The sequence below is a fragment of the Candidatus Methanomethylophilaceae archaeon genome (assembly GCA_017524805.1).
In the GTDB taxonomy this organism is placed as follows: domain Archaea; phylum Thermoplasmatota; class Thermoplasmata; order Methanomassiliicoccales; family Methanomethylophilaceae; genus Methanoprimaticola.
Window position 1 is genome coordinate 34,330 of the sequence record JAFXUX010000009.1, and the last position, 19,547, is coordinate 53,876.

The 19,547-nt window shown below is 54.2% G+C and carries 18 protein-coding genes; 12 read left to right on the forward strand and 6 right to left on the reverse strand.

The window, feature by feature from the left end; genetic code table 11:
* Window positions 1-166 precede the first annotated feature (166 nt).
* The 6 genes from IKP20_02955 to IKP20_02980 all read left to right on the forward strand — a co-directional run bounded on the left by IKP20_02955 (window position 167) and on the right by IKP20_02980 (window position 4,760).
* Window positions 167-439 (forward strand): ferrous iron transport protein A, encoded by a 273-nt coding sequence (locus tag IKP20_02955; GenBank protein MBR4503917.1) that lies wholly within the window; start codon window positions 167-169, stop codon window positions 437-439.
* 5 nt (window positions 440-444) lie between these two features.
* Window positions 445-666, forward strand: a complete 222-nt coding sequence (locus tag IKP20_02960; protein ID MBR4503918.1) for a ferrous iron transport protein A — start codon at window positions 445-447, stop codon at window positions 664-666.
* A gap of 43 nt (window positions 667-709) precedes the next feature.
* Window positions 710-2,854, forward strand: coding sequence for a ferrous iron transport protein B (gene feoB, locus IKP20_02965; protein MBR4503919.1), 2,145 nt, complete (start codon window positions 710-712; stop codon window positions 2,852-2,854).
* A complete protein-coding gene (locus IKP20_02970; GenBank protein ID MBR4503920.1) occupies window positions 2,851-3,036 on the forward strand; it encodes a hypothetical protein in 186 nt (61 codons plus the stop codon). Before feoB ends, IKP20_02970 begins: the two co-directional genes overlap by 4 nt.
* 160 nt (window positions 3,037-3,196) lie before the next feature.
* A complete protein-coding gene (locus tag IKP20_02975) occupies window positions 3,197-4,594 on the forward strand; it encodes an InlB B-repeat-containing protein (GenBank protein MBR4503921.1) in 1,398 nt (465 codons plus the stop codon).
* A gap of 31 nt (window positions 4,595-4,625) precedes the next feature.
* The gene (locus IKP20_02980; GenBank protein MBR4503922.1) at window positions 4,626-4,760 is read left to right on the forward strand and encodes a rubredoxin; all 135 of its coding nucleotides are present in this window, start codon (window positions 4,626-4,628) and stop codon (window positions 4,758-4,760) included.
* Window positions 4,761-4,762: 2 nt separating this feature from the next.
* Here IKP20_02980 and IKP20_02985 read toward each other — a convergent pair whose 3' ends face one another.
* Entirely contained in the window at window positions 4,763-5,125 is a 363-nt protein-coding gene (locus IKP20_02985) for a winged helix-turn-helix transcriptional regulator (GenBank protein ID MBR4503923.1), read from the reverse strand.
* 1 nt (window position 5,126) lies between these two features.
* A complete protein-coding gene (locus tag IKP20_02990; GenBank protein ID MBR4503924.1) occupies window positions 5,127-5,333 on the reverse strand; it encodes a hypothetical protein in 207 nt (68 codons plus the stop codon).
* Window positions 5,334-5,383: 50 nt separating this feature from the next.
* Here IKP20_02990 and IKP20_02995 point away from each other — a divergent pair, with 50 nt between their 5' ends.
* The 6 genes from IKP20_02995 to IKP20_03020 all read left to right on the forward strand — a co-directional run bounded on the left by IKP20_02995 (window position 5,384) and on the right by IKP20_03020 (window position 15,085).
* Window positions 5,384-6,316, forward strand: coding sequence for a sel1 repeat family protein (locus IKP20_02995; protein MBR4503925.1), 933 nt, complete (start codon window positions 5,384-5,386; stop codon window positions 6,314-6,316).
* 87 nt (window positions 6,317-6,403) lie between these two features.
* Complete coding sequence (locus tag IKP20_03000; protein ID MBR4503926.1) at window positions 6,404-8,440, forward strand: Hsp70 family protein; 2,037 nt, start codon at window positions 6,404-6,406, stop codon at window positions 8,438-8,440.
* Between the two features lie 4 nt (window positions 8,441-8,444).
* Window positions 8,445-11,411 carry a hypothetical protein gene (locus IKP20_03005; GenBank protein ID MBR4503927.1) on the forward strand — a complete coding sequence of 989 codons (2,967 nt, stop codon included), beginning with the start codon at window positions 8,445-8,447 and terminating at the stop codon, window positions 11,409-11,411.
* 76 nt (window positions 11,412-11,487) lie between these two features.
* A complete protein-coding gene (locus IKP20_03010; protein ID MBR4503928.1) occupies window positions 11,488-12,666 on the forward strand; it encodes a GTPase domain-containing protein in 1,179 nt (392 codons plus the stop codon).
* The gene (gene grpE / locus IKP20_03015; GenBank protein ID MBR4503929.1) at window positions 12,663-13,511 is read left to right on the forward strand and encodes a nucleotide exchange factor GrpE; all 849 of its coding nucleotides are present in this window, start codon (window positions 12,663-12,665) and stop codon (window positions 13,509-13,511) included. The genes IKP20_03010 and grpE overlap by 4 nt, the downstream gene beginning before the upstream one ends.
* Window positions 13,508-15,085, forward strand: coding sequence for an Hsp70 family protein (locus IKP20_03020; protein ID MBR4503930.1), 1,578 nt, complete (start codon window positions 13,508-13,510; stop codon window positions 15,083-15,085). The genes grpE and IKP20_03020 overlap by 4 nt, the downstream gene beginning before the upstream one ends.
* Before the next feature lie 39 nt (window positions 15,086-15,124).
* Here IKP20_03020 and IKP20_03025 read toward each other — a convergent pair whose 3' ends face one another.
* The 4 genes from IKP20_03025 to IKP20_03040 are packed head-to-tail and all read right to left on the reverse strand — an operon-like array spanning window position 15,125 to window position 19,211.
* Entirely contained in the window at window positions 15,125-15,550 is a 426-nt protein-coding gene (locus IKP20_03025; GenBank protein MBR4503931.1) for a universal stress protein, read from the reverse strand.
* Between the two features lie 44 nt (window positions 15,551-15,594).
* Complete coding sequence (locus IKP20_03030; protein ID MBR4503932.1) at window positions 15,595-17,286, reverse strand: methylamine methyltransferase corrinoid protein reductive activase; 1,692 nt, start codon at window positions 17,284-17,286, stop codon at window positions 15,595-15,597.
* A gap of 9 nt (window positions 17,287-17,295) precedes the next feature.
* A complete protein-coding gene (locus IKP20_03035) occupies window positions 17,296-18,111 on the reverse strand; it encodes a cobalamin-dependent protein (protein MBR4503933.1) in 816 nt (271 codons plus the stop codon).
* Window positions 18,111-19,211 carry an MtaA/CmuA family methyltransferase gene (locus IKP20_03040; protein ID MBR4503934.1) on the reverse strand — a complete coding sequence of 367 codons (1,101 nt, stop codon included), beginning with the start codon at window positions 19,209-19,211 and terminating at the stop codon, window positions 18,111-18,113. Before IKP20_03040 ends, IKP20_03035 begins: the two co-directional genes overlap by 1 nt.
* Window positions 19,212-19,547 lie beyond the last annotated feature (336 nt).

Consider the following 19,547-nt stretch of genomic DNA (forward strand, 5'->3'; position numbering starts at 1 on the left):
AGGGCGAACCCCATCATCCGCCGGGGATTCTGCAAAAGAATATATTCGGGTTGCTGACGGACCCGTTCCCAAAAAAACTGGAAACCCATGATTGCATTTTGTAGACAGGTCTAAAATTGTTTTGGAATAACTAAATTATAAATACTAAATTTAGGATTACCTAATTATGAGTCCAAGCAGCGCATGCGAAAGCGAGACCGCCAGGAATTGTCCCGCAGTACCTCTTTCTTTCATGAAAAGAAGCGAAAAAGGCGAGATCGTCCGTATTTCGGGTACCGAGGAAATAAAAAGGCACCTAGCAGAGCTCGGTTTTCTGGCTGGCACCAAAGTCATAGCCATCAGCACCACCAATGGCAATGTAATCGTCGACATCAAAGGCTCAAAAATAGCCATTGATTCGAAAGTCGCCTCGAAAATAATGTGCTGCCCTACGAGTTGATAAAAATGAGGACGTTGAAAGAGGCCGAAATAGGATCCACCGTGACGGTGGTGAAAATCAGAGGCGAAGGCGCTGTCAGAAGGCACATCATGGATATGGGCATCACGAAGGGCTGCCCGATCTACGTTCGCAAAGTGGCGCCTCTGGGGGACCCGGTTGAGATCACTCTGAGAGGGTATGAACTCAGCCTAAGAAAAGAATACGCAGAAATGGTAGAAATCGAGTGAATCTCCGCATTTTTTTGCCATTCTGGATTTGAAAGGGATAGAAATGAGTTATGTCATAGCTTTGGCTGGAAATCCCAATTGCGGGAAGACCACGCTGTTCAACGCGCTGACAGGAGCATCCCAGCGCGTCGGAAACTGGCCAGGCGTGACAATCGATAAAAAAACGGGCAAAATCCGCGGTACGGACTCACAATTAGTGGATTTGCCCGGGATCTATTCGATGTCACCCTACTCACCGGAAGAGATGGTCAGCAGGAATTTCATCATCGATGAGAAACCTGATGCGATAATAAACATCGTCGATGCCACCAACTTAGAGAGGAATCTCTTCCTCACACTTCAGCTGATCGAAATGGGCACCCCCATGGTGGTCGCGCTGAATATGATGGATGAGATCGAAAGATTCGGGGACAAAATAGACGTACATGGGCTTTCCAAGCGCCTTGGAGTCCCTGTAGTACCCATCTCAGCGGCAAAAAAGACTGGGATAGATGAGCTCGTCAAGAAAGTCCATGAAGTCGCCGATTCCAAGATCAGACCGACGCCACCGAAATATGAGGATAGCATCGAGACGGCAGTCTCCGAAGCCGAAAAAGCTCTCAAAGGCAAAGTTCCGGACGAAAACCTCAGATTCTACGCGTTCAAACTTCTCGAAGACGATTCCAGCGTGGCCGAGAAATTCCCCGGCCTAAAAGACGGGATATCCTCTCAGATCGAAGCGGTCGAAAAGAAATACGACGACTCGATGGATTCTATAATCGCCGATGGAAGATACGATTTCATCTCCGAATTCATCTCCGAAACCGTCGAGCGCGCGCCTCGGGATGAGAGAGGGACCCTCTCGGACCGCATCGACCGCATCGTCACCAACAGATGGCTGGGAATACCGATCTTCATCGCGGTGATCGCGCTCGTTTACATGATTGCGATGTATGACGGGGATTGGGGAACTTCTCCCGGAGCTTTCGCTACCGGATGGCTCAACGACTGGTTCGGAGAGCTTGGAGAGAACGTCGGCTCATGGTGCGAAGAGAACGGCGTGGAGCCCTGGATCCAGGGGATTCTCGTCGATGGAATAATAGGCGGAGTGGGAGCCGTGCTGGGATTCCTCCCTCAGATGATAGTCCTGTTCGTATGCCTGGTACTCTTGGAAGAGATCGGGTACATGGCCCGTGTAGCTTTCGTTATGGACCGCGTGTTCAGGTATTTCGGCCTCTCAGGGAAATCATTCATACCTCTTCTCGTGGGCACTGGGTGCGGTATCCCCGGAGTCATGTCCACCAGGACAATCGAAAGCGAAAGCGACAGGCGCATCACCGCGATGACCGTCACGTTCATGCCATGCGGAGCCAAATTGCCGGTCATCGCCATGATTGCCGGGGCCCTCTTCGGCGGCAGCGCACTCATCGGGGTGTTCTCGTATGTGCTAGGGATCGTGGCCGTGATAATATCCGGGGTCATCCTCAAAAAACTCAGGAGATTCTCCGGGACTCCCGCCCCGTTCATCATGGAGCTTCCGCCTTACCACTGGCCTCAGCTTTTCAGCTTCCTGAAAACAGTCTTCGACAGGGTCTGGGCATTCGTCAAAAAAGCCGGAACGATCATCCTTCTGTCATCTATACTCATCTGGTTCCTCGCCAGCTACGATATCGGCCTCCACATGGTCGACATCGGAGACTCCATGCTGGCTTCCATCGGAGGCGCGATCCACGCCATATTCATCCCTCTGGGATGGGGAGAAAACTGGGAGTTCTCCGTGGCAACCATAACCGGCCTCGTTGCGAAAGAGAATCTCATCGCCACCATGGGCACGCTGTTTGGGCTCGAGGAGATCGGAGATGAGGGAGAAGAAATCTGGGACCTCCTTGCGGCGGCGCTCGGAAGCGCGGGCGGGCTGTCGTTCCTGACGTTCAACCTGCTCTGCGCCCCATGCTTCGCAGCGATCGGAGCCATGCACAGGGAACTCGGAACCTGGAAGAGCACCGGGTTCGCCGTCGCATACCAGTGCGTCCTGGCGTATCTCATATCCGTCATAGTCTATGTGGTCGCTGGCCTGATCTGCGGCGAGGACACGGGAATCCTATCCTGCGTGCTGTGCATAATCAACGTCGCCATCCTGATCTATCTGCTCTGGGCAAAGGATCCGTTCAGACAGCTCAGCAAAGAAAACGAGAGGGCTCCGGAATGAACGCCATAAGCTTGGCTCTGGCGGCTTTTATAGCACTGGTCATCGCGGCGGCGTTGGCGCATCTGATCGGCAACAAACGCAAAGGCATAAGCGATTGCGGCTGCGGATGCGGCAGATGCAACAGATGCTCCGGCTCGAACGTGGATCTTCCCGATTGCTGCGAGAAAGAACGGGAGAGCTGAGCCCCATCCAATACCGGCGGGAGATTGCTCCGCCGGAAAACCTTTTTTTCATTTCAGGAAAACGTTTGGATATCTGCGAAATCGAAAGATGATTGCGGCGCTGATTGACGGATGGACTCCTGAAATAGATTATTAACGTTCAGAGCCTATTATATTCGAAATGGTCTCCAAGTCTTCCGCCATCAACTTGACCATAGTAGCGCTATTGTGCATTCTAGCGGCGCTTTGCTTGGTGGTCTACCCCGAGTCGTATATCGGATTCGATCTTGATGTCGAAAGCGACGACGGCATTGAGCGCATCGATGGCACGGGACACTATCGCCAATCGGAGACCGTCACTGTTACGGCCGTCGTGAAAAACGGATACCTATTCGATGGCTGGTACGGAGAAGACGGGGAGCTGAAATCTCCCGACAAATCATATACGTTCTTGGCCACGAAAGAGAAGCTGTATGCCAGAAGCGAAAGGGGAGCGTTCATAGAGGTCTCCCATTCCGAAGGTCTGCTGGCCACAGTGGGGGGAACGTACAAGATCGGCGATGAGGTCTCCCTGGAAGCTTTCGTCTGCAGGAAAGGCGTGTCCTTCACCGGCTGGTACGTGGACGGGACAGACCTGATGACGAAGGATTGGCAATGCTCATTCACAGCGACCGCGGACACGAAGATGGTCGCCAGAAGCGACAGCGATTATTTCTCCGGGAGCGACAGGCTGACATGGAATTTCGACTGCAAGAATCTGAATGATTCCGTTGTCATTCTGTCGGATGCGTACACCAAGAACTATATCGAAACCTACAAAGACGCTTCGGAAGGCTATGCCGATCTGATTCCTGGAAAATACAGCATAACGCTGAAGGGAACTGACTCCGAAGGTAACCCCCGTTCCGAGACGATCATCTCCGAGATAGAGGGGGATTTCACCCGCACATACTGCTGGGAAAACCTGCGCAGACCTGCTGACGCCTTTGGGAGCGGAACATACTCGCTGACATCATTCGAGACGATAGAATGGAAAGTATCCTATGATGAGCTGAAATCGTTCAGGGAATCCCAATCCAACAGGGCCACGACCACCGAATCTGGCAGGATAAGTTTCGTTGAATACTCCTCGGAGTCCATGAAGAATCTGGCGGAAGCCCTGTGGAACAACACCGCCGGAATGAGCGATCTCGAACGGGCCGAATACGTGCTGAAATTCGTACAGCGCTATACAGACTATCAGCTGGATTCCGATTACAACGGCCGCGCGGAGTACTGGAAATACCCGCTGGAAACCATCCTTGACAGGAGCGGGGATTGCGAGGATACATCCTGCCTTTACTGCTCGCTCATGAAGCTTATGGGGTACGACGTAGTCCTTCTGATTTTCGATGGATGGGAATACGACACCGGGCACGCGGCCGCCGGGATCGCGCTGGATGATGTTGAGGGCGGCGTCTATTATCAGATAGACGGAGAGGGCCCCAAGTACTATTTCTGCGAGACTACCAGCAATTACATGTTCGTCGGAGAAAGGACGGAAGGGTATAACAGAGCCTCGATCCTCAGAATCCCATAAACGTATATGCGCACGCAACTTACCGGATACCATGAAGTTCAAATGCGGACTTTGCGGATACATCTACGACGAAGACAAAGAAGGCGTCAAATTCGCCGACCTTCCCGACGACTGGGTATGCCCCACGTGCGGAGAACCCAAATCAGAATTCAGCCAGGTATACTGAGATCAATCCTTTTCCGAGATGTGCTCCGCGGCCGTCTCGATTATTATCCTAACATGGTCGTCGCATAGCGAGTAAAATACGTTGCGACCCTCTTTCCTTGAAGATACCAGATGGGCATCCTTGAGCACGCGGAGCTGATGGGATACCGCCGATTTGTTCATGTCCAAGACCTCGCAGAGATCGCAGACGCAAAGCTCTTCCTTGTCCAGCGCCAGCAATATCCTCAGCCTTGTGCCGTCGGCGAACAGCTTGAAAAAATCCGATAGATCGGCTCCATCCCTCTGATCCATGATGAATGATTTCGCGCGGCACACGGCGTCGCCGTGGATCTCATGGCATTCGCATTCCATCCGCTCGTCTGGCATCTCACACCTTCCTCATGCGGATGAGCATGACCAACAGAACCGCAATGACCGCCACGGCAACTATTCCGGACAGAGCGCCTATGATTCCGATATATTCAGGCTTCCAAACTATGACTAACGACATCACCATGAGAATCGCCGCCAAAACGAAAGCGATCTTCACCAAGGGCCCTTTGATCATATCCTGGTGATCATCCGTTTCATTCAAGTAACCTTGGTTCCGATGCTTCCTTAAACTGGCTCCGCACTTCAGACGGCATGCAAGACCCTGCCGAACTGTGCCGCAAAGCGGCGGAATGCTTCTGCGACGACCCCCAAAGATCGCTCGAATTGTTCTCCGAGGCTGCGAAGAGCGGTTTCCCGAACGCATTCTTCGGCATAGCTGAGATGAAAATGTCCGGACAGCTGGAAGAGCCCGACCCGGCGGCCGCGGAAGAGCTTTATTTGGCGGCGGCGGAAGCGGGGCACCCGCCATCCATGTACAGACTGGGGATGCTTTTCTCCGGGGCCGGAGGCCATGAGGAGAATCCCGAACTCTGCAGGATGTGGTTCGAAAAAGCCGCTGAAGCGGGGATGGAAGAAGCGTACCCCGAGATATCAGATATATGCATGTGCGGATACGGAGGGGAGGTCGACGCTGAGAAAGGGCTCAGATATTGCCGCCTGAGCGCAGATGCCGGAGACCCGATGTCCTGCTTCAAACTCGGATGCATGCTTTCGGATGGGATCGCCGCCGAAATAGACGATAAAGAAGCCCTTCGCCTGTTCAGGATAGCCGCATTCAAAGGAGTCCCCGAAGCCCAATTCAAAATGGGATTGCTTGCCCAAGAAGGGAAAACCAGCGATGACGACATGCCGGCCGCGAAATGGTACGAAATGGCGGCGGACGCAGGCCTTGCGGCGGCCAAATTCAACCTCGGAACTCTCTATTATGAAGGAAATGGCGTGAAAAAAGACTTGAAAAAGGCGTTCTCTCTCTACAAAGAAGTCTCGGAAACCAACGAAGGGGATGCGCTTTTCATGGTCGGACGGATGCTGATGGAAGGCTTGGGAACCGAGAAAGACCCGCAAAAAGGGCTCGAATACTTCGGCAAAGCGGCGGCGGCCGGAAACCCTCTTGCTTCAGAGTTCCTGAAAAACATCGAGCGCCGGCAAAACGCGCAGCTCATCACTGCAGATGACATAAAATGACACTTTCCCAGTGATCAGAAAATGCGATTTTAACTTCGATTTCTGCATTAACTAAGGTTTAAATTACCAATTTGTATATGGGCAAACATGGGCAGAAGGGCTGGGATTGACTTAGGAACGACGTTCTCATTGATAGCTATTATGAAGAACGGGAGGCCCGAAATTATCAAGAATAGCTACGACAGCGAGCTGACGCCGTCCGCTGTATGCTTCAGCGAGGGCAAAATCCTTGTGGGAAATGAAGCGTACGCCAGAATCGCGGATGGGACGGGCAACGGGATTACCGCATTCAAATCCCGTATGGGCGACGATTCCCCGTTGATATGCGGAAATGGCGAGGAATACGACGCAGAAGAGCTGTCAGCGATCCTCCTCAAGGAAATGATCAAGGAGGCGGAGGACCGCATCGGAGAGAAGATTACGGAAGTCGTCATCACCGTTCCGCACTATTTCGACGAATCCCGGAGGATAGCCACCAAAAAAGCGGGCGAAGAGTGCGGAGTCAGAGTCCTCAGACTGCTCAATGAGCCGACATCTGCGGCGCTCTATTATGGCTACAACCATTTCGAGAGGAAGACCATCATGGTGTATGACCTCGGAGGAGGGACTTTCGACACCAACATCATCCACTTCGAGAATGGGAAGACAGAGGTCATATCCACCAACGGCAACCACAGCCTGGGAGGCAAGGATTGGGACGCCGAGCTTGCTGCGATCGCCTGCAGGAGGTTCTTTGCCGAATACGGCGTCAACCCGTTCGACGACAAGAACTTCCGCAATGTGCTGATGGCCACCGCCGAGAAGGTGAAGAAACAGCTTTCCTCGGCCAAGAACGCCATGTTCCAGATCGAATATGAAGGCAAGAAAGGGAGCTATAACATCACGAGGGACGAACTGCGCGATGCGACGATGCACCTCATGCAGCTCACCAAAGAGCTGTGCGAAGAAGCCCTCAGCGCGAAGGGACTCAAATGGCAGGACATCGACGAGATCCTTCTCATCGGCGGATCCAGCAGAATGCCTATCATCCAAGAGTTCTTGGAAGAGAACACGCCGTGCAACATAGTCCACCATCCCGACATGGAATTGGCGGTCGCCAAAGGAGCCGCCATCGATGCGGATCATTTCCGTGAGGGGCTCACCGACAAACCCATCCTGCATGACATCACGTCCCACAGCCTCGGAGCACTGTCCATAAAAGAGAACGAGGACAGGTTCATCAACGAGATAATAATCCCCAAAAACTCCAAGATCCCATTCGAAGCGACCAAATCCTTCAAGCTGGAGAAAGGCAACAGGGCGAATTACATCGAAGTCTACGCGTTGCAAGGGGAATCGACCGACCCCACCGAATGCGTCGTGGTCACCGAAGCAGTGATCAACGGATTCAGGAACGATGGCAATGGGGTAGTCATCAACGTTACGTACAGCTACGATGAGAACGGCGTCGTCAAAATCACCGCGGACAGCGATGGGAAACCCCTGAACGTGACCGCCAAATCGCTTCCTGACATCGGCTGGATCGAGGGAAGGCCTTCCGAAAGGGCCTCCCAGAACAACACTGAGAAGAACATCGTGGTCTGCCTCGACCTGTCCAGAAGCATGACGTTCAAGGACAGGGACAGCGGAGCCATCCCTCTCGATGAAGCCAAGAATTCCATCATCCAATTCGTCGACAGCCTCGGCACCGAAAACAACTACTTCTCCCTCATAGGGTTCGGCGATTCCATGAGCGTGCTCTGCGAACTGACCAAAGACCTCGGGAAATTCAAAAGCGCGCTGGAAAAGACCAGAGCCAAAGATATGGGCAGAGGCACCAGGGCGATCCCCCTCGGCCTCGCCAAATCCGTGGCCGAGGAAGAAGGCAGGATGGGAATCATCGTGACCGTCACCGACGGGGAATGGGAGAAAAAAGATGAAGCCATCGGCGAGGCCCGCAAAGTCGGTATGCCCATCTTTGCCATCGGTTTCGGCGAAGCCAACGAAGGATTCCTCAGACAGATCTCGACTGTGGAGAGGGGCGCGCTTTACACTACGATCGACAGGCTGGGCCACACGTTCCAGACTATCGCCACCGCCATCAGAACCGAAAGCATGAGCCTCAGAGACCCGAACGGAGAATGAGGACATGACCGGGTGCTACTGCCAGCTCCTCGGAATCAATCCATACAAAGAGAGCGAATACAACGACCAGGCCCTTGAGAAAGCCATCGAAGCCGCCAAGAACAGATGGAACGCCGAGAAGAATGCGTTCGACGAGAACGTGCGCTATGACGCGGACAGCAATCTGAACCAATTGGAAGACATCTACGAGAGGATGTCGTATCCGAAGACGAGAGCGGAGGAATTCAAGAAAGGAAGAGAGCTTCTGAAGAGCTACCTCCAGCCCATATTGAATTACTGCGTGGTGACCGAGGACGGCAAGGCATACGCGTTCCAGACCGCTTTGAAAGGTCAGATCGCCAGGCTGGCTTGGCCAGGCATCACGGAAAAAGATGCCGCGGAGATACTTGATCTCGGGGAAGGATCTCCTCCCCTCCCGATCGGCAGAAAGGCTGCGGATGAATACCGCAAACTCAGCGATATGGGATACCATACCCCGGCTCAGGTGCTCAACTATCTGATATCCAAGCTCCAAATCGCCAATTGCCATCCGCTCAGCGACGCAAGCCCAGCGGTATCGGTGAGGGAAGCCATAACGGCCTGCGTCCCCAAGCTCGAGATGGACAGGAAAAACTTCCCTGGCCATAAGACCTATCTGGATTGCGTCAGGCGCCTCAAATACATGTCCGACAAGGACCTGGAGGAGCTCATAGAATATGGGAGATGCCGCCAGGATCTAAGCCAGGTTACCGAGAGGCTCAAGCTGGAATACAACGACAGGATAACCCGCAAACAGATCGATGACCTTCTGGAGACCTTCCGCGTGAGCGACCAGAAGATGGCTATCCCGGCGTTGGAATCGTTCTGCTACGAGAACGGTCTCGCAGCGGATTTCTCCGGGACGAGAAGCGAATCCATCAGATGCCCGTTCTGCAAGAACTTCATCAGCGGCAGCGAAGACGTGTCCTACTGCCCGATCTGCAAGCGCAAAATCAAGAAGAAATGCCGCAGATGCGGGACGGTACAGAGCAATCAGAACAAGATATGCGTCAGCTGCGGATTCGACTTCGACAATGAGATGAAGAATGCGACCAAACTCGGGGCCGCAGTCCGGGATTTCATCGATATGGGCGATTTCAAAAAAGCGGAGATGGCATTGGCGGAGCTCGAAAGAGACTATTCCGAGATCATCAAAACCGAGGTGCTGGAATCTGAGATTGACAGCTCGAAGAAGATCATGTCGACCCTCACCAAACTGATGGACGACGCGTACTCTTCCGGCAGATACTGCCACTTCCTAGATCTTTGCGGCAAACTGCATTCCGAATTCCCCGGCGCCATCGAAAATGACATCGATCTGAGGGAAAAGATCCGCGTGGCGGAGGAGCGCTGCAAATTGGCGGAAAAGGCCTGCGAGGAAGCCGCCGATAAGACGACTCATGAAGAAAAACTCATGCTTTACGTCAAAGCCAGCGACCACTGCAAAGACTGGCCGGAATCCAGGGATTATCTGATGGCTTACCCGCCCGATAACGTGGTCGATTGCGACGGGACCACGAAGGACGGGGTCGTGAGGATCTCTTTCACCCCTCCGTCTGACACTAAAGATGTCGTCTATTGCATCTGGCGCGGCGAAGGGAGCGAACCGTACGCCGACGAGAACACCAAGCCGTACGAGGTCATCTCCAAGCATAAGCTGGACAGCTACTACGAGGACAAGAACGTGGAATCGGGGGTGAAATATTACTATCTCCTCTGCACCAGACGCTGGGGAATCCTCTCCAGCCCGATGAAGCTGATAGGGCCCCTAGTCCCATTCGAGCCCGTAGATAAAGTCAACATCGTGCGCACCGAGGATGGGTTCCACATCACCTTCGCCAGACCGAAGAAATCGATAGGTGTCCTCATAAGAAGATACGTCAAGGACGAGGACGACAGATACGTCGAGCACGAGATCAAGAATGCCGAGGAATATGACGACATATGCCTCAGAGGAACGACGTATTACTACCAGTTCTTCGCCGAATACTTCGTCGACGGGAGGATAGAGCTCTCGGACAAGAACGTCCAGTCAGCCTCGTCCATGGAGCTGCCTCCGCCCGTGACGGACCTCAAAGTCAACCGCAACAGAAACGGCACCTATACCGCCAGATGGACATCCAGCATGGAAGCCAAACTGTACAGATCAGAGCGGAAGCTGAAATTCAACAGCAGAGTGATGATGATGGATGACGTCAGATCTCTGATGAAGGAAGTGGAGCCTGTGGACAACTATTCCGACGGCATCTCCTTCTCGATGGATGGCGGCGCCATTTGGTACCTCTTCCCGATCATACAGGTGGGAAAGACGGCGGTGAGAGGCGACGAGGTCTGCGTGATCAATCTGGAGCCTTTCAAGAACATCGAGAGGACGGTGAAAGACGGGGATTGCATCATAACCATGGACTGGCCGCAATCCGCGCTCGGAGCAGAGCTGAGGATCTCCGACGTCAATGTCGCCGATTCGGAAGACCCAAGGCTGATGGTTAGGTCCGTCAGCCGCAAGGAGTACGAGGACAAAAGGCAGATCGTCGTCCCGATGGGGAAATCGACGACCAAATTCGTGTATATATTTGCCAAATACAAATATGAGGACGAAATCCGCCTGTCCCACCCCACGATGATCAGCGCCTTCTCCGCGTCCTGCAGGAAGGTCAGATATTCCGCTTCCCGCGATAGGAAAAGCATATCCTTCAGGATTCAGACCGACCCTGGCGTTGACAGCATCCCCGAGATCATGGCGGTGCAATCCGACGGCAGATTCCCGCTGAGGTCCGGGGACGGGAAGACCGTGTGGAAATCCGGCGGCGCCGTGTCGCTGTCCGGTGGGACTGCCACCGTTTCCTTCGCCGCGGAACCCCAGATGGAAGTCGAAAAGATGAGGCTGTTCTTCTGCGAAGAATCGAACTACAACATATTCAAGTTCATCCACCCACTGTACAGGAGGGATTGAGGCGGCATTCTGGAAAAAGACCAAGAAAAAACCGACGGGGACGTACAAATGCCCGTACTGCTCCGCCAAATTCTCGATGGATGAGGTCCACTGCGTCTGCTTCAACAGGTTCTGCGCCGCGAACTTCGCCAGCTCAGAAAGGAACAGGGGCGGCAGATACGCCACCGCCGACGGGATGCATGAGATCGACTACGAGAGGACAGTCTTCCGCGGGATAGACCCCAAGAGCAGCAAGGCAATCATCACGAACCACCATATCATCCGCAATTCCTCCATGGAATGCGACATGTGCAAAAGGCCGGTATCCGTGCGCATATGCCCGTACTGCCACAGCGAAATACCTCCGGGAGCGGAGGAAAGCGGGAACAAGATATTCGTCGTGCTGGGGCCGAAGGGAGTGGGTAAAAGCCACTACATCGGGGTGCTCATAAACAGGCTCAGCAACACCGTGGCCAACGAATTCGGCGCGGTATTCAATCCCGCCGGGGATTCGACGATCGACAGGTACCGCGAGATCTATGGCAACCCCCTTTTCACGGCGAAAAGGACGCTCCCGTCCACCGTACCTTACGATGCGTCGGAAGACTCCAGAGAGCCTCTGATCTACTATCTGAACATGAAATCCGGGGACAGGCAGATAGTCCACACCTTTGCGTTCATAGATACCGCAGGGGAAGACCTGGAAGGGACGGACAGAGCCGCAGAGACCAATCTGGACAATCTCATAGCGAACGCATCCGGAATCGTGTACCTTGTGGATCCCCTCCAAATCAAATACATCAGGGATCGCATCCACATGGACGATCTCCCGCCGATCAGAGGTAGCGCATCGGAGACGCTCACCATGATCAGCAACATAATCCGCGGCAAGAGGGAGGGCCTGAACCCTAACGCCCGGATAGACATACCTCTGGCGGTCGCGCTGACCAAATGCGACTTGCTGCTGAAACCGGCTAAGAACGATGAGGAGGACTTGATCTTCCTGTCGCCGGGATCGGCTGTGCGCATCCCCCGCGAAACCGGTTCCTTCGACAAAGAGAACTTCGATCAGATAGACGCTGAGATCGAGGAATATCTGAGAAGGACCGCGGGGGAGGAATTCATACAGATAGTGAACGGGTTCGCAGACCATTGCTACTTCGCGGTGTCCGCCCTGGGGAACAATCCCGAAGGCGAAGAACTCCTGCGCGGTGTGATGCCCATGAGAGTCGAAGACCCATTCATATGGCTCCTCAACAGGAAAGGAATGGAATGAGCGGTGAAAAAGAGAACAAACTTGTGAGTTTCATCATGAACGGCCGCAGAACCATGGAACAGGAAGAGCAACCGCAGAATGACGAGGAGACGCGGGAATGGGACAGCTCTGCGGCAGAGAAGATCTTCGAGAGGCTGGATTCGATAGAGAAGGCCATCTCGGAGCTGGGATCGCCGATGACCGTCCCAGAACCTGATTTGGAGCCGCTGGAATCTGCCGTCCGTGATCTCCGCGAGAAAACCGAAGCAGATGCTGCGGAGATCGCCGCGGAGATCAGGGAACTCAAAGGGAAAGAGACCGAGAAACAGGACCTCACCCCCTATATGACATCCAGGGAGCAGATGAAGACCATCATCGCCGCCGTGGAGAGGCGCGACGCCGAGATCACGGACAAGGCCTTCTCCAGAGCCATGGAGCAGGTCGCGACGATGAGGGAGGATTTCCTGAAGCTGTGCCTCAGCATCAGGGAAAGGATCGATTCCATGGGCGTGGAAGATGTGCTTTCCTCGTTCGAAGCTTACATGATAGACTTGGAGAACATACTGTGCGACGGAGGGGTGTACATCGGCCCCTTCCCATACGAAAAACTCAAGACCTCTCACCAACGCATCGTCGGGGTGATCCCCACCGCGGATCCCAACCAAAATGGGATGGTAGCGGAAAGGATGACGGATGGTTACAAGCTGGGGAACAAAGTCCTCATAAAAGAGAAAGTGACCGTTTATCGGCTGTCCGAGAGCATGATGAACGCGGAGAAAGAGCCCGAGCCTGAACCAGAGGCCGCAATAGAAACGACTTCCGAAACCGCTTCCGAAGAAGAAACAAAACAGGAGGAGATAGAATGACGGATCAATGCGTCGGAATAGATCTTGGAACGACATATTCGTGCCTCGCGTACATAGATGAGGATGGCAATCCCGCAGTAGAGAAGAACTACGAGCAAGGGGAAACGACGCCTTCGGTCATCCTATTCAACGAGAACGGCGAGGTAGTGGTCGGGAATTCCGCCAAGGACCAGGCCCTCATGTACTCCAAGGACAGGGTCATAAGCGCCATAAAGAGAAGCATGGGCCAGGATTACTCGGTCACCATAGACGGGAACACATACAACCCGACCCAGCTGTCCGCCATGATCCTCAGGAAGCTCATCGGCGACTTCGAAGAGAACCACGGATGCACCTTGGACCGCGCCGTGATCACCGTCCCCGCTTACTTCGGCGAGAACCAGAAGGATCAGACCAAGACCGCCGGGATCATCGCCGGCCTCAAGGAGGTTTTCCTCATCAACGAGCCGACCGCCGCGGCCATCGCCTTCGGATACGGCGAACCCAAGGACAAGAAAGAGAGAGTGCTCGTCTACGATCTGGGAGGCGGAACCTTCGATGTCACCATACTGGAGATCGACAGCGGCGAATTCTCCACCGTGGCCACCGATGGCGCGATGTACCTCGGAGGGAAGGACTGGGACGCAGACCTCACCGACATAATCCTGGAGAAGGTCGCGGAGGAATCAGGGACCGACAAGAACGTCCTCAAAGACGACCCGGACATAATGCAGACTCTGGCTTACGACTCCGAGACGATCAAGAAGAGGCTCTCCACCGCCGAGAACACCAAGGGCACTCTCACAGTGGACGGCCACAAATACGTCTTCAACATCAACCGCGACGAATTCGAGAGCAGATCCGAGGCCAACCTCCTCCAGACCATCGACATAATCCACAGGGTTCTCGAATCGAAATCCTTCACCATGGATGACATCGATGAGATCATCCTCGTCGGCGGATCCAGCAGGATGCCCCAGGTCAAGAACGCGATCGCAGCCAACTTCCCCGGGAAGGACATCAAGATCTACGATCCCGACCAGTCGGTCGCCAAGGGAGCGGCTCTGTACGCCCATTCCCTGATGCTCGCAGACCTTGAGGCGAGAGGAGAAGCCCCGGCCATCGGCGAAGGGGACGAACCGCCCAGAAGGGTGACCATCAAGAACGTGCTGAGCAAGACCTTCGGCATCAAGGCGATCTACGAGGACGGCTCCGAGAAGATATCCAACCTCATCTTCAGGAATGAGACGCTCCCGATCACCAAGACCAAGATCTACTATCCCGTCGAAGACGATCAGAGCTCCATCAAAGTGGAGATCTTCGAGAGCGCCGCCCTCAACAACGAAGAGGGCCACAAGACCGACACCGACGATGGAAACCTCATCGGAGATTTCACCATGGACCTCCCTCCGGGAACCAGCAAGGACACGCCGATCGAAGTCACGTTCCTCGCAACCGAGGAAGGGATCCTGACGGCCAACGTCAAGTGCGAGGACGAGAGCAGGGAATACAAGCTCCACAACGACCTGACGATGACCGAGGAAGAGATCTCCAAGTCCCAGAGCCTCATGGAAAAGGTCATCAGAAGTGAATGAGACCGGAACCGAAAAGCCGCTTCTGCGGCGCCTTTTATTTTACGCCCGGGGCGCTCCCGGGTCCCCTCCCCTTTCAGAATCGCCGACGATTATCACGGTGCATTCGGCGTTCTTCACGACATAGTTGGAGACGCTGCCCAAGAACAGCTTGTCCAATGAGGATCTGCTGGACCTCCCAACTATTATTGTGTCGCACATATAGAGGCCGGCGACTTCCAGCACGGTTTCGTCAGGCTTTCCGACCTCTATCATGGTGTGTACGGAAACCCCTTCGGCCGCCGCCTTCCCGACCGCGGCTTCCATGTATTCCCTCACGGAAGGATCCGGATCCGCCGGATCGGCTTGATCCTTGGACACTACTGTCAGGATGTACAAGGGCTCGGAATAATATGCCGAGTGCTTGATAGCATAATCCAAAGCTTTCTCAGAGTTCGGCCTCCCATCGTAGGCCAGCAATATGGTCATTTTAGAATGGATTAAAATGGAACGTTATAAACATGGCGATAGCTTCACCGCCAATCCCATGGAAAAATGGATGGAAAAAGTTTTGGCGGCCAATAATAGCTGCATTCAGAATTATTCTGCCCCTCATCTCTTCCGATGATTTTGTCCGAGACCCGAAGACCGTATAATCGAAGTTTGAGAGCGGAATAATCGAACTTATGCTCGGGACACCTTTCTTCGCATCTTCTGCATGCGGTCCCCAGACATCTGCCGGTCAGAACTGAGAACGTCCCTTCGCTGTAAGATAAAGCCTTCTCTGGGCATCCTCTGACGCATGACAAGCATCCGGAACAATCCCAGGACCCATGCATGGAAGTCCCCAGATCGATTATCTCCAAGCTCTCGCCGATGTCTCTGATGTCCCTGATGCAAACCTTCTCCGTCTCCATCGGGCCGTCCGGTTCGAGATAGCCATCGATCCCATACCTCTCCAAAGCGCGCCTGTAACGGGACAATGGCATACCCTCCGCCCAATAGCCATACTCGTAGACATACAGGTCGCTGAACGCTTCGGACGAGGCGAACATCGTGTGCTCGGTGACGAGCTTGTCCCTGAGGGCATTAAGACCGTCCAGCCTCCCGGGATCGAGAGCTATCTCTCTGGCCAATTCCAAAGAGGTATTCCCGACCTGGATTGCCTTCGTGCATCTCGGGACGATCATGCCGACGCCTCTGGACTTGACGGGATCGACATAGGTCCCGGAAGCCCCGGCCATATACATCGTGCGGATATCATCTGGGGACACCCCTGCCCTGATCATCAGGGTCATGTGCCCTGCTCTGATTGCCCCGATTGCTTTCCCGGCCTCCCTCAGATCTTCCGTCCTGAAATCAATGCCTCTGGCCAGAGTGATAGATCCGCCGTGGATCTCGGAGTTCTCTATCAGCCCGTCCTCCAATCCGGCATAGACCAGAGCGACCACGCCGGTCCCAGTTATCCCGGTCGGAATCGCGCCTTCTTTCCTGGTTATGCCGCTCCGCAGATTGACCATCGGCCCATCCAACGGAAGCAGATCTTCGCCCAGGACTTTCGCCCTCCAACCTTGCGGGGTACGAACCATATCGCTGACCGCGCCAGGAGCAGCCAGCATGCCGCATCTGATCTGCTGGCCTTCCATCGCGGGACCTGCCGCTGCGGATCCGGTGTAGATGCTGTCGCCTACCTTCAGAGCCATCTCGGCGTTGGTCCCATAATCGGTGACCATGCACATGTCGTCGTCGAGAAAACCGGACTTCAGCATCATGGCCAAAGCGTCTGCGCCTATCTCGTGCTTCACCGCCGGGGGAATGACGATTTCGGTGCCCGGAAATCCGAGGGAAGCGCCGTCTGAGGTATGCCCTTTCCTGTCGATACGGGACACATTCTCGCTGCGGAGCTTGTTGTCCCCGGCATAGGCGAGGTCCCTGATGTCAAGGCCCTCGAAAAGGGAGAGCTGGATGGGGTTCCCGCAGACCGAGAGCCTCTCCAATCTCTCCGGATGAAGTTTCGATACCACATCCCTGACAGCCGAGAGAAGGATACCGTGGGCGAGATCGGCCCCGCAATCGATTGCGAAAGACATGTGATCCATCACGTTCGCTCCAGGGACGGGATTCCTGGATGTGATGCATGTGCGGATCACTTGCCCATCGCCGAGATCCAGGAGCTGTCCCCTGATCCCGCTGGTTCCAATGTCCACGGCAATCGCTTGCTCCATATCGGCGCCTCAGTGGTAATCTTCCCAGGTCTTCTTCTTGCCGATGATATCCGATGCGGCGTGCACGGTCTCCAGCGGGGACTTGGTATACAGCGAATTGCGGAATGTCTCGACGAAAGCCTTGGATACCGCCGCCCCTCCGCAGGCCACGGGCACACCGGTCTTCTGCAGCTCGAGGAGCAGAGCGGTGTCCACCAAACCGGGCTTGGTGGTGCTCATCAAAGTCGATCCGCAAGCCAGCTGGACGTTCTTGTCCTTGACAATCTGCAGAACCTTCTCCTTGGGAACATCCCTTCCGATGTCGATGACCGTGAACCCGTTGGCCTTCAGGATGGCCGCGCAGATGTTCTTGCCTATGTCGTGCAGATCCCCTTCGGCAACGAAAGATACTATGGTGCCCTTGCTCGGGACATCCCCGATGACATCCTGGCAGAGCTTGATCCCTCCCTGCATCGCATCGTTGGACATCAGAATCTCCGGCACAAAGCTCTGGCCCATATCATACATCTCGCATTGAACCTGTATGCCGGGCATCAACGCGTTCGTGACTATGTCAACCGGATCCTTCCCATCTGCGATGAGATCCTTCACCAGGCTTTCCACAGTCTTCCTCTTGCCGTCCAGAACGCCCTGCGAAACCGCCCTGTACTTTATGTCGGCGGGGAACAGCTCCTCCTTGAGCTTCTCGGCGCTCTTCTGCTTCTTGGACACCGGGCCTATTATGCCGAGCTCTGTCGCCATCCCTTCCTGGACCAGCTTGTTGAAACGGACGGGATCTTCCTTGCGCATCCTCTCGACATTCTGCATAACAATATCCATCTTCATCAGAACGCACCCCCTTGGGCCTCATAAGTTGCCATAGCCTTGAGATTCTTCGCCTTAGCCCTTCCGTAAGCGCGGACGCAGTCGTCGATGTCGCATTCGTCCGGGATCGGAGTTTCCTTGCACGCTCTTACATAGGCCTTCAGATTGGCGATCGGAGTTCCGTTGGATACGTCGCAAGCGGTTCCGACAACGTCTACGCCTTCCCTTATGCATTGGGCAGTCCTGGCATAGACCTGCTCCGGAGTCCCGTTCGGCATCAGATCGATCACGTCAAGGCTTCCCAGACATCTCATCTCATTGCCCAGCTGCTGCCTGACATACCATGCCGGAGGGGCATCGAACGAGAAGCAGTCCATTCCGCTCTCCTTTATCTTCGGCAGGAGCTTCTCGGTGTGCCCGCACATGTGGAGGATCTTCGGTGCGCTGACTGCCCTCGCGAACTTTTTGTGGTAAGGCAGGACGAACTCCTCGTAAGTCTCGGGCGAAATCAGATCCCCGGATGCGGAAGGATCGGCTGGGAACAGCATATGCGCGCCCGCCGCTACCTGCTGCCTCCCATAGTCGATGCAGAAGTCGGTAGCGGCTTCGATAGCCTCGTGCGCCTTCTCTGGATCGGTTACGGTCATCATGACGAGCTTCTCCACGCCCATGATGTGGCCCGCCACGGTGAAAGGCGCAGTTATCACAGGGATTATGGGTAGATCCCCGCAATACCTCTCGCGGAGTATTCTGATCGCTTCGAGGACGACCGCCGCCCTATCCTTCTCGTAGAATTTGTCGTCCCACGTTATGTCCTTCGGATCCTTGTAGGCTGGTCCGGTGACCGGCGGGCGGTCAGGCTTATTCCAATCCAGCTTGCATCCTAGCACCTCCGCCTCCAATGAGATATCGAATTGCGGCCTTGCCGCCTCAATCCCGCATACTTCGTAAGGCGCGGCGGCCAGATCAGCCATCATCTTCGGATCTCTATGCGCTTTGGGCCAGGAAGCCCCGCAGAAATCCATCAGCTCTCTTGTCGTCTGGGCGAGCGGGTTCGCCGGAGGGACATAATCCACGCGTCCCCCCAATACAGCGGCCAACGCACGCCGGGTGCATGTCATCTCATTCATTTTCAATCCTTCTGGACGGTTTTCCGTCGTTGGAATAATATCACATATTGGACTATTTAAAATGCAACTCAACAATTAAAAAAACCCGATAACATATTGATTAATCACGAATAATGAACTCAAATCAACATTTCATCGCATCCTCATCGCCTATTGCCGCAGAAAAAACAATCCGAAAAGTATGTCGAATCTGCCAATCTGAATGATTAATATCGTTATTGGGATACAAATATTACATTAATCATTGTTTTTTGGAATGATTTAGTAATAATCATATCAAGTCGATTTATTGGATACTATATTCTCTCATCTTTCTATCCAAAAACA

Excerpts from the sequence above, each read along its gene's own strand:
- IKP20_02955 (MBR4503917.1), top strand. The coding sequence starts at position 167 with ATGAGTCCAAGCAGCGCATGCGAAAGCGAGACCGCCAGGAATTGTCCC.
- IKP20_02960 (MBR4503918.1), top strand. The coding sequence starts at position 445 with ATGAGGACGTTGAAAGAGGCCGAAATAGGATCCACCGTGACGGTGGTG.
- feoB (MBR4503919.1), top strand. The coding sequence starts at position 710 with ATGAGTTATGTCATAGCTTTGGCTGGAAATCCCAATTGCGGGAAGACC.
- IKP20_02970 (MBR4503920.1), top strand. The coding sequence starts at position 2,851 with ATGAACGCCATAAGCTTGGCTCTGGCGGCTTTTATAGCACTGGTCATC.
- IKP20_02975 (MBR4503921.1), top strand. The coding sequence starts at position 3,197 with ATGGTCTCCAAGTCTTCCGCCATCAACTTGACCATAGTAGCGCTATTG.
- IKP20_02980 (MBR4503922.1), top strand. The coding sequence starts at position 4,626 with ATGAAGTTCAAATGCGGACTTTGCGGATACATCTACGACGAAGACAAA.
- IKP20_02985 (MBR4503923.1), bottom strand. The coding sequence starts at position 5,125 with ATGCCAGACGAGCGGATGGAATGCGAATGCCATGAGATCCACGGCGAC.
- IKP20_02995 (MBR4503925.1), top strand. The coding sequence starts at position 5,384 with ATGCAAGACCCTGCCGAACTGTGCCGCAAAGCGGCGGAATGCTTCTGC.
- IKP20_03000 (MBR4503926.1), top strand. The coding sequence starts at position 6,404 with ATGGGCAGAAGGGCTGGGATTGACTTAGGAACGACGTTCTCATTGATA.
- IKP20_03005 (MBR4503927.1), top strand. The coding sequence starts at position 8,445 with ATGACCGGGTGCTACTGCCAGCTCCTCGGAATCAATCCATACAAAGAG.
- IKP20_03010 (MBR4503928.1), top strand. The coding sequence starts at position 11,488 with ATGGATGAGGTCCACTGCGTCTGCTTCAACAGGTTCTGCGCCGCGAAC.
- grpE (MBR4503929.1), top strand. The coding sequence starts at position 12,663 with ATGAGCGGTGAAAAAGAGAACAAACTTGTGAGTTTCATCATGAACGGC.
- IKP20_03020 (MBR4503930.1), top strand. The coding sequence starts at position 13,508 with ATGACGGATCAATGCGTCGGAATAGATCTTGGAACGACATATTCGTGC.
- IKP20_03025 (MBR4503931.1), bottom strand. The coding sequence starts at position 15,550 with ATGACCATATTGCTGGCCTACGATGGGAGGCCGAACTCTGAGAAAGCT.
- IKP20_03030 (MBR4503932.1), bottom strand. The coding sequence starts at position 17,286 with ATGGAGCAAGCGATTGCCGTGGACATTGGAACCAGCGGGATCAGGGGA.
- IKP20_03035 (MBR4503933.1), bottom strand. The coding sequence starts at position 18,111 with ATGAAGATGGATATTGTTATGCAGAATGTCGAGAGGATGCGCAAGGAA.
- IKP20_03040 (MBR4503934.1), bottom strand. The coding sequence starts at position 19,211 with ATGACATGCACCCGGCGTGCGTTGGCCGCTGTATTGGGGGGACGCGTG.